Genomic DNA, 12,800 nt, shown 5'->3' on the forward strand with positions numbered 1-12,800 from the left:
AATGACCTAATTAATAAATAAAAAACCTTGATAACAAAAAAACCTTCGAAACAAATACAACTGTATCTGTTTCGAAGGTCTTGCTATCAAGGTTAACTTGTTGATTGACCGAGTATCTCTACTGTCTTGACGACCAATCATCACTTTCGTGTCAGCTACTCCCCTTCGAGGTAGTTATTTATTAATTTATACTAGTATTATATACTAAATCTAAAATTTAGTACATATCATTTTAAAATTTAACAATCTTATAACATAGCTATTGCTTCTATTTCTACTAGTACATCTTTTGGTAATCTAGCAACTTCAACACAAGCTCTAGCTGGTTTGTTGTCACCAAAGTACTCAGCATAAACTGAGTTTATGTCACCAAATTGATCCATATCTTTTATAAATACTGTAGTTTTTACTACATTTGAGAAATCTGCTCCAGATTCTTTAAGAACAGCTTTAAGATTTTCTAATGATTGAGCAGTTTGAGATTTAACATCTCCTTCTACAAGTTCCATAGTAGCTGGTACTAGTGGTATTTGTCCTGATACAAATAACATGCTTCCAGATTTTATTGCTTGAGAATATGGTCCTAATGCTGCAGGAGCATTGTCTGTATGTATTACATCTAATTTCATAATAAATTCCTCCTAATTTTTTAATTAATTAAATTTTGTATATCAAAATCGTCAATATACTTTATTATTATAACCTTTTTTTACTTTATGGAAAAGTTTTTTGTCATAAATTTATCTATTTACCTCAAAACCTTTTCTCAAGTGCACAGGTTGAATCATTAAATTATTTTAAAACCGTTATCTCTTATAACTTCAGTTAATTTGTTTATGTGATCAAAACCATATGTTTCTAATGTAAACTCAGCACTTTGTTTTCCTAGTGATTCTCCAGCTGAAATTTTACCTTGGTTTGCTGTTAATACGTTTCCGCCATTTTCGCTGATTAGAGTTGTAAGTTTAGCAAAGTTACCTGGCTTATCGTCCATAACTACAGTGAAAGAGAATCTTCTTCCTTCTGAAGCTAAAGCAACACCTATAATTCTATAAAGAACGTTAACATCTACATTTCCTCCAGATATTATACATACTACATTTTTATCTTTCTCAGGAACATATTTTCCGCTTAGTAGAGCTGCTGTACAAACCGCACCTGCTCCTTCAGAAACTATTTTTTGGCTTTCCATCATGAATAGTATAGCATCTGCTATTTCTTCTTCAGTAACTACTACTACTTCATCAACTAGCTCATGGATTATTTCGAAAGTTAAATCTCCAGGAGTTTTAACTGCAATACCATCAGCTATTGTAGTGTCTTTAAATGCTGAAGTTATTTTTCCATTTTCCATTGACTCTTTCATTGATGGAATATTTTCTGTTTGAACACCTATTATTTTTACATTTGGGTTTAGAGCTTTTGCTGCAACCGCTATCCCAGATATTATACCACCACCACCGATTGGGCAAAGTATAGTATCTACATTGCTATCTAATTGCTCAAATATTTCAAGACCTATAGTTCCTTGTCCAGCTATAACGTATTTGTCATCAAAAGGATGTAGGAATGTAGCTCCTGTTTCTTTTTGAACTTCAACAGCTTTTGCAAAAGCATCATCGTATACAGTACCATTAAGTATTACTTCTGCTCCATAACCCTTAGTAGCACTTACTTTAGCTATTGGTGCTGTAGCAGGCATTACTATTGTAGCCTTTATACCAGTCATTTTTGCACCATAAGCAACCCCTTGTGCATGGTTCCCAGCACTAGAAGCTATTACGCCACATGCTTTTTCTTCTTCTGTTAAATTTGCAATCTTGTTACATGCTCCTCTTAGTTTGAAAGAACCTGTTTTTTGTAGATTCTCGCATTTGTAAAAAACTCTAGAACCAGTTTTTTCACTAAGTTTAACGCTTTCCAACAAGTCAGTTTTTTTAACTATATCCTTGATGGTCTCTCTTGCACTCTTAACATCTTCTAATGTAACTTTATTCATTTTTACTCACTCCTGTAGAACATATTTTATATCTTACACTTAGATTCTATATTTTTTTGTCAAAAAAATCAACATCTTGAATTTTTTTTAATTAGTATTATAGATAATTAATATTCTTTTCATCAAAGATATAAATAATACATTTAGTTAAAAACAACTTATTATATAAAGTTTTATTTTTAATAAAGTTTATTAAACCGCTTTACTTTTTTATATAACCATATATAATTAAAGTATAATTATTTTTAATAAAAAATTTGTATGATTTAACTTCTAAAAAATTGTTTAATCTACTATAAAAGGAGGAGTTTAAATGAAATGTTATAATTATCAAGAAATTAAAAATATGTATGGAAAATTAAGTCCATTCGAATTTAAGGATAAACTTTTAAATATAGCGAAGTTCACTGCTGAGGAAAATAATCGTCCACTACATGATGCTGGACGTGGAAACCCTAACTGGACAAATTCAACAGCTAGAGAGGCATTCTTTACTTTTGGAAACTTTTCTGTCTCTGAATCTAGACGAAACTGGGACCTTGGAAATTTATCGGGTATGCCTAAAAAAGAAGGTATAGCAGAAAGATTTTACGATTATATAAATAAAAATATAGATATGCCTGGAGCACATTTAGCCAAAGAAATTATTGGATATGGAATAGATGAGCTTAATTTTAATGAGGACGATTTTATATACGAACTTGCAGATGGTATTATCGGGGACAACTACCCACTACCAGACAGAATGCTTCCTCATATGGAAAAAATCGTGCACGAATACCTAGTAAAAGAAATGAAATACGACATAGATGGAAAATACGGAGATGTTGAAATATTTGCAGTTGAGGGAGCTACTGCCGCAATGTGCTATATATTTGATTCGCTTATGGCAAATGAACTTCTTAGAAGAGGCGATAAAATTGCTATTATGACTCCTATATTTACACCTTACTTGGAGATCCCTCATCTACCTAGATACAACTTCGAGATAGTCCACGTATACGCAGACACAGTTGACAAAGACGGAAATAATACATGGCAGTACTCTAGAGAAGAGCTTAAAAAACTTGAGGATAAATCTATAAAAGCTTTATTTGTAGTAAATCCTAACAACCCAGCTTCAGTAGCTCTTGATGAAAAATCATATTCTAACCTTATAGATGTTGTACAAAACTACAACAAAGACCTTATGATAATTTCAGATGATGTATACGGTACTTTTGTAAATAATTTCCAATCACTTATGTCTAGACTTCCATACAACACTATTGGAGTTTACTCTTACTCTAAGTACTTTGGTGTAACCGGATGGAGACTTGGAACATTTGCTCTTCACAAAAAAAATATATTTGATAAAAGAATTCAATCTCTCTCAGAGAATTTAAAAGCATCAGTAAACAAGAGATATAGTGACATGAGCATAGATCCATCAAATTTAACATTTATGGAGAGGGTTGTTGCAGATAGTAGAATGGTTGCTCTTAATCACACTGCTGGTCTGTCTACTCCACAACAGGTTCAGATGGCATTCTTTTCTGCCTTCGCTTTGATAGATAAAGTAGACGCATACAAAAAACTTAGTATAAGCATATGTCATAGACGTATTAAATTGCTTTACAATGCACTAGATTTCCCATTAAAACTTGAACAAAACAATGCAGCTTACTATACGATTCTAAGTATAGAAAAATGGGCTAAAGCTTATCATGGAGACGAATTTTTCGAATTTATAAATAAGAAATACTCTTTAGTCGATATACTTTATAAACTTGCAAATGATTACTCCACTGTACTATTAAGCGGCGATGGCTTTGCAGGTCCAAAGTGGTCACTTCGTATATCACTTGCAAACTTAAACGATGAAGCGTATACAGATATAGGTAATGCAATTAATAATATACTTTCAGAATATGTAAATGAATGGAACAAAACTAAAAAATCATAAATTTAAATTTTTAAATCGATCGATAAAATGTTTGTCATAATATAGGGATTTTAATAGATATTGTAATAGACCAAGATATGTTTTTCTGATATAATTTCAATCGGATAATATTTTAATTGTAAAAGAGGGAAGATACTATGAGTATAAAGAAAAAAGTCGCAATAGTTTTTACTGGTGGTACGATTTCAATGACAGTAGATGATACTGTTGGAGCTGCTATACCAACATTATCAGGTGAGCAGATCCTATCAATGGTTACCAATATAGATAAAGTGGCAGATATTGAAGTTCTAAATTTCGCTGAAATACCTGGCCCACATATTACGCCTGAAATAATGATGGAACTTAGAAACTATATAAATGAACTTCTAGATAGAGAAGATATAACTGGTGTCGTTGTAACTCACGGAACAGACAGCTTAGAGGAAACAGCTTATTTTCTAGATCTGACAATAGACAGTATAAAACCAGTAATCGTTACTGGTGCTATGAGAAGCAGTTCAGAGCTAGGTTACGATGGATCAAGCAACTTATCGGCAGCTGTATGTACTGCAATATCAAAAGATGCAATGGGCAAAGGAATTTTGGTAGTTTTAAACAATGAAGTATTACTGGCTTCAGAGGCAACTAAAACAAACACACTTGCACTTAATACTTTCCAATCTTTAAATGGCGGTCCTCTTGGTGTAATCGACTGTAATGAACTTGTTTTAAATAGGGATATAGTAAATAGATCAGTAATAAAAACAGATAAAGTTGAACCTAAAGTCGCTATATTTAAAGCATGTGTCGGTGAAGATGATCTATTTATAAAATATGCAGTTGACCAAGGCTACAAAGGAATTGTTGTTGAGTGTATGGGAAGAGGTAATATTCCTCCTAGCATGTTCTCTGGTATAAAGTATGCTAGAGAGAAAGACATCCCTGTAGTGGTTGTTTCAAGATGTCATTCTGGTAGAGTTTTAGATAGTTACGGGTACTATGGATCTGGTAGAGATCTTAGAAACCTAGGTTGTATTTTTGGTGGAGATCTTCCAGGACAAAAAGCTAGAATTAAACTTATACTAGCTCTAGGTAAAACTAATGACTTAGATAAAATAAAAGATATATTTGAAAAAGGAATTTACTGTTAAATAGTGCTGAAGCCTATGATGACAGTGTATAGAGAATATATAGTTCAGGTTGATTATTTCATCTATGTATTCTCTATCCACTGTCATCGTAAACTCGGCACTTTTTTTATTCATAATTATACAAATTTTACTTGCTAGTTCATTCTTATAGATAAATCGTACTTGCTAATTTATTTCATTTTCCATATAATCAATATATGAAAAATATGTCTATAAATTGCTATATATGTTAACAAAATTTAAATTGCTTTTTAGTTATAAAGATTACTTATGCCAATACTATTGTGTTATTTATAATTATTTAATTAAATTGAAGATATCTAACCTTTGATTTAGCTAGTAATCTTTTTTTATTTTATTATAGAAAGTAGGTAAACTTATGTCAAATACAGTTAAATCTGCATTTATTTTCTTTGCGGCAACTATGGTTTCAAAGGTTCTTGGATTTTTTAGAGATGTTGTCATTGCAAATGTCTATGGTGCAGGTGTCATATCTGATGCTTATTTAATGTCTTTAAATATTATTACAGTGGCCTTTATCGGATTGTTTTGTGTCGCAATACAGAGTACGTATATGCCTATATATACAAATATAGAAAAGAATGACGGCCGCTCTAAAGCACTCGAGTTTACTGGTAATATTATAAATATTATTATAATTTTTTCTTTGGTAGTAGTAGTGTTCGGATGGGTTTTTACAGAACCTTTAGTGAGATTATTCGCTATGGGATTTACAGGAAAGACCTTAGCACTTACGATACAATTAACTAGAATAGTGTTGTTTTCTGTCGGTTTGGTTTGTGTCACATACATACTAAAAGCGTACTTAGAAATACACAATTATTTTTTAATTACCGGCCTTATGAGCATACCATACAATTTATCCATAATAATCTCTGTATACCTCAGTAAAAATTTTGGAGTTGAAATATTAGGATATGGTACAGTCTTTGCATTTTTTGCACAAATTCTTTTACTGATTCCATTTTGTTATAAGAAAGGTTTTAAGTACAAGCTAAAATTCAACCTAAAAGACGAAAATATTATGCGAATGGCTTTTGCAATAGTACCGATCTTAATAGGAGCTTCAGCTAATCAAATCAACAGTTTAGTCGACAAAAATCTAGCTTCAACACTAGCTGAAGGTTCATTATCAGCATTAAATTACGGGTACAGATTAAATATCTTTGTAACAGGATTATTTGTAGCTTCAATAACATCAGTTATGTATCCGTTATTTTCAAAATTAGGAGCCAACAAAAATATACAAAAGTTAAAAGATAATTTATCACTATCGATCAATGCAATCACATTAGTAACGCTACCAATTTCTGTAGGCGCATTTATACTTTCAGAGCCAATAATAAGAGTCTTATTTGAAAGAGGTGAATTTGACAGTAGCGCTACAGTTCTATCAGCTCAAGTTTTAGCTTGTTATGCAATAGGTATGCTAGCTAGTGGAATCAGAGATATAGTTGTAATAGTTTATTATTCATTAAATGATACTAAAACACCGATGAAGAACAGTCTCTTATGCGTTTTCTTCAATATAGTATTCAATTTAATACTAATCAGATTTTTAAAAGCTCCAGGGCTAGCATTGGGTTCTAGTATCTCAGCAATTCTAGCTGTATTTTTCTTGATGTATCAATTGAGAAAGAAAATAGGACATCTTAACGCAACAAATATGATTATAAGCTTTATAAAAATTTCATTTACATCAGGGATAATGGCAGTTGTAGTTTTAACAGTGTTCGAAAAACTCTCTGCCACAAGTGAACTAATATCGCTATTGGTTTCAGTTACTGCAGGGGCAATTGTATATATTATAATAATCTTAATGTTAAAAATTGATGCAACCGATTATTTTATAGATTTACTAAAAAATAGGTTTAAAAGAAATAATGTAAAATAAAATATACTTTATATCATAAACGAATTATTTTTATAATTATATGAGCCTGTAATGTATTAACTGATAAAATCAATTTTCAATTTTATCAGTTAATACATTACAGGCTCACTTTTATGGTTATTATCAGTACTTTATAAACTTCATTAGACTAATATTCAAAAATTATTTTACAACTATATTAACAAGTTTATTAGGTACTCCAACTATTTTCACTATTGTCTTACCTTCAACAAGTTCTTTTATCTTATTGTTATCCATAGCTAATTTTTCCAAATCTTCTTTGCTTGTATTAGCAGGTATATTCATTTTGTCCCTTACTTTTCCATTTACTTGAACAACTACTTCTATCTCATCTTGAACTAGTGCAGTTTCATCGTATTTTGGCCAAGATATACTAAATACACTTCCCTCTTTACCTATCATAGACCAAAGCTCGTCACCTAAGTGAGGTGCAAATGGAGCAAGTATTACTATTACTGTTTCTACACATTCTTTTAAAACTGCATTATTTCTAGTATCTAATTCTTTGTATTTATACGCTTCATTTATCAATTCCATAAGAGCTGATATTGCAGTGTTAAATCCAAATTTTTCACTTAAGTCTTCAGTAACTTTTTTAAGTGTTGTGTTTACTGTAAATCTCATATGCTTATCTTCTTTAGTCATTTCGCCAAATGAAGTGTCTTCTTTAACTATATCTTTTAACTCGTCAACTAGTCTGTAAACTCTGTTTAAGAATCTGAAGCATCCATCAACACCTTGCTCTGACCACTCTAGATCTCTCTCTGGTGGTGCTGCAAACAGCACAAATAATCTAGCTGTATCTGCTCCGTACTCTTCAATTATCTCTACTGGAGATACTGTGTTTCCTTTTGATTTACTCATCTTAGTGCCATCTTTTAGCACCATACCTTGAGTAAGTAGGTTTTTAAATGGCTCTCTAAAGTTTACCATTCCCATTTTATAGAATGCTTTTACAAACCATCTTGCATAAAGTAAGTGAAGGATGGCATGCTCTACTCCACCTATATATTGATCTACTGGAAGCCATTTATTCGCTAATTCGCTGTCAAATGCTTCTTCCTCATTTTTATTGTCCGTATATCTTAAGAAGTACCAAGATGAATCGACAAATGTATCCATTGTGTCAACTTCCCTTTTCGCAGGCTTTCCGCATTTTGGACAAGTTGCATTCATAAATTCTTTTGAAGTAGTAAGAGGCGACTCTCCTTTCCCTGTAAACTCAACATCTGTTGGAAGTAATACTGGTAAGTTTTCTTTTTTCTCATGAACTATTCCACAATCGTCGCAGTACACAACAGGTATAGGGCATCCCCAGTATCTTTGTCTTGATAGCAACCAGTCTCTAAGTCTGTAGTTTACTGTCTTCTTTCCTAATTTAGAAGTTTCTACCTTCTCTATTATTTTTTTGAAAGCGTCTTTATTATTCATTCCATTAAACTCTTCAGAGTTTATCATTTTTCCATCTTCATCTATTACATCGATTATTTCTATTTTATACTTCTGTGCAAACTCTTTATCTCTATCATCATGAGCCGGTACTGACATTACAATGCCTGTTCCGTAGTCTGGCATAACGTAGTTTGCTATCCATATCGGAACTTCTTTTCCATTTATTGGATTTATTGCATATTTGCCTATAAACATACCTTGCTTTTCTGCATCAGTTGATGTTCTCTCTATTTCACTATATTTGTACATTTCTGTTACAAAGTTCTCTACATCTTTTTCATAATCTGTCCCCGCTACTAATTCTTTAACTAAATCTAGCTCTGGTGCCAATACCATACATGTCACTCCGTATATTGTATCTGGTCTAGTAGTAAATACTGTCATAGTTTTATCAGTACCTGCTATCTTAAAGTCTATGTCAGCTCCTTCACTCTTTCCTATCCAGTTCTTTTGCATAAGTTTTACTTTTTCTGGCCATCCATCAAGTGTATCTAAATCTTCCAACAACTCTTCTGCAAAGTCTGTTATCTTGAAGTACCACTGATCAAGATCTTTCTTAATAACAGTAGATCCACATCTTTCACATCCTCCTTGAACAACCTGCTCATTTGCAAGGACTGTCTCACAAGATGTACACCAGTTTACTAGTGATTTCTTTTTGTAAGCTAAGCCATTTTCTAAGAATTTTAGGAATATCTCTTGAGTAAATTTATAGTACTCTGGAGTTGATGTAGCTATCTCTTTATCCCAGTCGTAACTTCCCCCTAGTAAATTTAGTTTATCCTTCATCTCTTCAATATTTTTCATAGTCCATATGTGTGGGTGAATTCCATTTTTTATAGCGGCATTTTCAGCTGGAAGTCCAAATGAGTCCCATCCCATTGGATGAAGTACATTATACCCTTCCATTTTCTTAAATCTAGCAACTACATCACCTATAGAGTAGTTTCTAACGTGACCCATGTGTATTTGTCCTGATGGATACGGAAACATCTCTAAAGTGTAGTAATTAGGCTTATCAGTCTGTCTTGTATCCACTTTGTACTGACCTGTTTCTTCCCATATCTTTTTCCATTTGCTTTCTATTTCTTTAAAATTATAAACGCTCATATAATACCTCCTATATTTAAATATTTTTTATAATTGCTTAAATTATAATTACTTTATTTGTTTTAGAAACTAAAAAATCCCCGTCTCTAAACATTACGTTTAGGGACGAGGATATCATCGCGGTACCACCCTAATTAGCTCAAAATTTTGAACTCTCTCAAAGCTTTTAAACCAGCTAAGGTCAATAGGTTTTATCTAGCAAGTTCGGATATATATATTATTAGTTCACACCAACCACTAACTCTCTTTAAAAATATACTCTCCTACTACTCTAGTCTATTGTAATAATTCTAATTTTATAAATATTCTAACTATACAAAATATACCAACAACTTTGTTAAGTATTTTAGATGTTATCATAAAAATTTTTTATTGTCAATACATTTTATAAATATTTATTTCAAACCTTCGACATCTATATAAGGAGCATCTCTCCACAACTTTTCTAAGTTGTAAAATCCTCTGTTATCTTCATCAAATACATGAACCATAACATCTACATAGTCTATAAGTATCCAGTTCTTAGTATCATAGCCTTCTTTACCTCTAGGCTCCATACCGTTCTTAGTCATTTCCTCTTCTACTGAATCAGCGATAGCCTTAACTTGTCTCTGTGATGAAGCTGTAGTTATAATAAAGTAATCACATAGACTTGATACTGCTCCAACATTAATGATAACTGTATCTTTGCCAAGTTTATCTTCAATAGCGTCGTATATAACTTTTGTCATTTGGTCTACTGTCATTTGTTCAAATGCCATATAATAATCCTCTCTTTCATAAATCAAATCTCTACTAAACAAATCTATTAGTTATTATACCATAAAACTTAAATTATAATAACATTTCTTTAATTAAGTAATTTCTTGCACTAATTGTGCGAGGATGTATCAAATTATTATTTTTTATAACAAAATTAAGCGTATTATTGAATGAGATAAGTAAAGCTTCATCTAACTTTCCTTCATATGCCAAATCTCTAAGATGTTGAACATGTGGTAGTGTTCTTCCATCTTCAATTAAATCAGCTATGTATATAATTTTTTCAAGAAGTTCCATATTTTCTTTACCAGTCGTATGGTATTTTACAGCATTAGTTATTTCTCTGTCCTTTATATTAAATTCGTACTCAGCTATATATGACCCTATTACACTATGTGATAAAGCTAAGTTATTTTCTTCAATAGGATCGAGGTAAATTTCATATTTTTCTACATAATCCTTAATTTGATCATCCTTTAAGCATTTAGCTGCATCATGAACGATACCAGCTAAATACGCCTTTTCTTCATTGCAGTTGTATATTTTAGACAGTTTTACAGCACAATCCGCAACTCTGTAAGAATGATTAACTCTTCCTTTTGGTAACAATGTACTAAGTTTTTGATTAATCTCTTCTATGTTCATCTACTCATCTCCATACTGTATATTTTTTTATCGTATAAATACTTCTCTACACTATCTGGCATCAAATATCTAACAGATTTTCCAACTTCTAATTGATCTCTAATATATGTTGAAGATATATCCAGTGAAGGTACGTAAACAGTAATAATATCTGCATCGTATTTTTTGATTAGCTTTTCAATTGTTTCTTGTGCCCTAAGAAGGCTTATCCCAGGTCTAGTCGCCGCTATAAATGTTGCGAGTTCAAAGTTACGCTTTACGTCTTTCCACTCCTCTATACTGCATATAGCATCAGCCCCTGTAATAAAATATAACTCTGCATCTTTATAACACTGATTTAACATTTCTAATGTATCAACGGTATAAGATCTCTTTTCTTTTTTAATTTCAATATCTGATACAAAAAAATCATCGTTGCTTTCAGTTGCTAAAAGAACCATATTGTACCTATCTTTTTTATCGGTTACTATACTTTTTTTATGTGGAGGATTCCCTGATGGAATAAATATTATTTTATCTAACTTGTATTTATCTCTAATGAATTCAGCAGTAGCTAAGTGAGCATAGTGAATTGGGTCAAACGTTCCTCCTAGAATACCTAATTTTATTTTTTTCGAACTGTGTTTAAATCTCTCTAGTTTTTCAGCATTTACTTTGTCAGCGGTCTTAACTAGATCATCTATTTTCATATTAAGTCTCCTTTTAATGTTATACTATATATTGTATCATTTTTTTAGATTTCTTAAAGTATATAAATGTTTTTTAATGATTTAAATTTGATTATTTTGTAGTATAGTGTTATAGTAAAAAACATTTTGTTAGTTATTTATAGTTTATCTAAAAATGCAATTTATATTTTAGTTTTTTAAATATATTTTTAATTGTAGTATAATAATTTATATATAGATTTTTATGTATTTAAATTGGAAAGGATTATATTATGGCAATAATTACAAAACTGGAGGCACAGAAAAAAAACGAAGATAGAGTAAATATTTATGTAGACGATAAATACTTTGTAGGCGTGTATAAAGAACTTATATACTCATTTAATCTAAAAAAAGGTGACTCTATAGATGAGGAAAGTTTAAAAGAAATGCTTGACAAGGAAATGTTTATAAAGGCAAAGAACAAAGCGATAAATATGCTCACTCGTACAGATAAATCCGAAAAAACTATGAGGGACAAACTAGCTGAAGATTTCGACGAGCACATTATAGACCAAGTTGTTGAATTTTTGGAAGGATATAAATTAATAGACGACAATTCATTAGCTCATAAACTAACCAATAAAAACGTTCATCTTAACAAATGGGGTAAAAATAAGATCAAGCAAAATCTGTACACAAAAGGTATAAAAAAAGAAGATATCAACGATGCAATTTCCGATATCGACGATGATGTAGAGTTTGAAAATGCAATGTATTTAGCTAAGAAAAAATACGCTCAAGTAAATAAGTTAGAAAAAAGAAAGGCCTACCAAAAACTGTATCAGCATCTTTCTTATAAAGGCTTCGATTACAATACTGTAAAGAGGGTTTTGGATAAGCTTTTAAATACAGATGAATATGATATGTAGATTTATATGCTATAATATATAGATAATCAACTTGCTTGGAGGTTTGTGATGACTAAGATTATTATCGGAGTACTAAGCTTTATGCTCGGAATATACAATGTTTTTAAGTTGTACAAAGAGGAAAGTCTTAAGTAATTAATATTTATGATATTATGTAATTGAATTGAAATGACTCGAATGAACAACAAAAATGGAGTTTTTCTCGAAGCGGAAGTTAACTTTAAAAATATATAGGCCAA

General features: G+C 31.2%; 10 protein-coding genes and 1 other annotated feature. Of the genes, 4 read left to right on the forward strand and 6 right to left on the reverse strand.

From position 1 onward, the window contains the following. Positions 1-248: 248 nt before the first annotated feature. Positions 249-629, reverse strand: a complete 381-nt coding sequence (locus J2Z43_RS12870) for a RidA family protein (RefSeq protein ID WP_209457530.1) — start codon at positions 627-629, stop codon at positions 249-251. A 158-nt stretch (positions 630-787) separates the two neighbouring features. Continuing rightward, positions 788-1,999: a threonine ammonia-lyase gene (gene ilvA / locus J2Z43_RS12875; protein WP_209457531.1), complete on the reverse strand. Its 1,212-nt coding sequence runs from the start codon at positions 1,997-1,999 to the stop codon at positions 788-790. A 313-nt stretch (positions 2,000-2,312) separates the two neighbouring features. Between ilvA and aspD the strand changes: the two genes are divergently transcribed. The 3 genes from aspD (at position 2,313) to murJ (ending at position 6,992) form a co-directional block, all read left to right on the forward strand. Then, the gene (gene aspD, locus J2Z43_RS12880) at positions 2,313-3,944 is read left to right on the forward strand and encodes an aspartate 4-decarboxylase (protein WP_209457532.1); all 1,632 of its coding nucleotides are present in this window, start codon (positions 2,313-2,315) and stop codon (positions 3,942-3,944) included. 137 nt (positions 3,945-4,081) lie between these two features. Continuing rightward, positions 4,082-5,077 carry an asparaginase gene (locus J2Z43_RS12885; protein WP_209457533.1) on the forward strand — a complete coding sequence of 332 codons (996 nt, stop codon included), beginning with the start codon at positions 4,082-4,084 and terminating at the stop codon, positions 5,075-5,077. Between the two features lie 379 nt (positions 5,078-5,456). Next, positions 5,457-6,992 carry a murein biosynthesis integral membrane protein MurJ gene (gene murJ, locus J2Z43_RS12890; RefSeq protein WP_209457534.1) on the forward strand — a complete coding sequence of 512 codons (1,536 nt, stop codon included), beginning with the start codon at positions 5,457-5,459 and terminating at the stop codon, positions 6,990-6,992. A gap of 162 nt (positions 6,993-7,154) precedes the next feature. On the opposite strand, the gene leuS is transcribed toward murJ, so the two are convergent. The 4 genes from leuS to nadD all read right to left on the reverse strand — a co-directional run bounded on the left by leuS (position 7,155) and on the right by nadD (position 11,671). After that, positions 7,155-9,575, reverse strand: a complete 2,421-nt coding sequence (gene leuS / locus J2Z43_RS12895) for a leucine--tRNA ligase (RefSeq protein WP_209457535.1) — start codon at positions 9,573-9,575, stop codon at positions 7,155-7,157. A gap of 98 nt (positions 9,576-9,673) precedes the next feature. After that, positions 9,674-9,861 (reverse strand) — a binding site (T-box leader). A 109-nt stretch (positions 9,862-9,970) separates the two neighbouring features. Continuing rightward, positions 9,971-10,321, reverse strand: a complete 351-nt coding sequence (rsfS, locus tag J2Z43_RS12900; protein ID WP_024620493.1) for a ribosome silencing factor — start codon at positions 10,319-10,321, stop codon at positions 9,971-9,973. Between the two features lie 88 nt (positions 10,322-10,409). Beyond that, positions 10,410-10,982 (reverse strand): bis(5'-nucleosyl)-tetraphosphatase (symmetrical) YqeK, encoded by a 573-nt coding sequence (yqeK, locus tag J2Z43_RS12905; protein WP_209457536.1) that lies wholly within the window; start codon positions 10,980-10,982, stop codon positions 10,410-10,412. Next, a complete protein-coding gene (gene nadD / locus J2Z43_RS12910; RefSeq protein ID WP_209457537.1) occupies positions 10,979-11,671 on the reverse strand; it encodes a nicotinate-nucleotide adenylyltransferase in 693 nt (230 codons plus the stop codon). The genes yqeK and nadD overlap by 4 nt, the downstream gene beginning before the upstream one ends. Positions 11,672-11,922: 251 nt before the next feature. Here nadD and recX point away from each other — a divergent pair, with 251 nt between their 5' ends. Next, entirely contained in the window at positions 11,923-12,561 is a 639-nt protein-coding gene (gene recX, locus J2Z43_RS12915) for a recombination regulator RecX (RefSeq protein ID WP_027702458.1), read from the forward strand. Positions 12,562-12,800: the final 239 nt, after the last annotated feature.

It is taken from the genome of Metaclostridioides mangenotii (assembly GCF_017873185.1).
Classification (GTDB): domain Bacteria; phylum Bacillota; class Clostridia; order Peptostreptococcales; family Peptostreptococcaceae; genus Metaclostridioides; species Metaclostridioides mangenotii.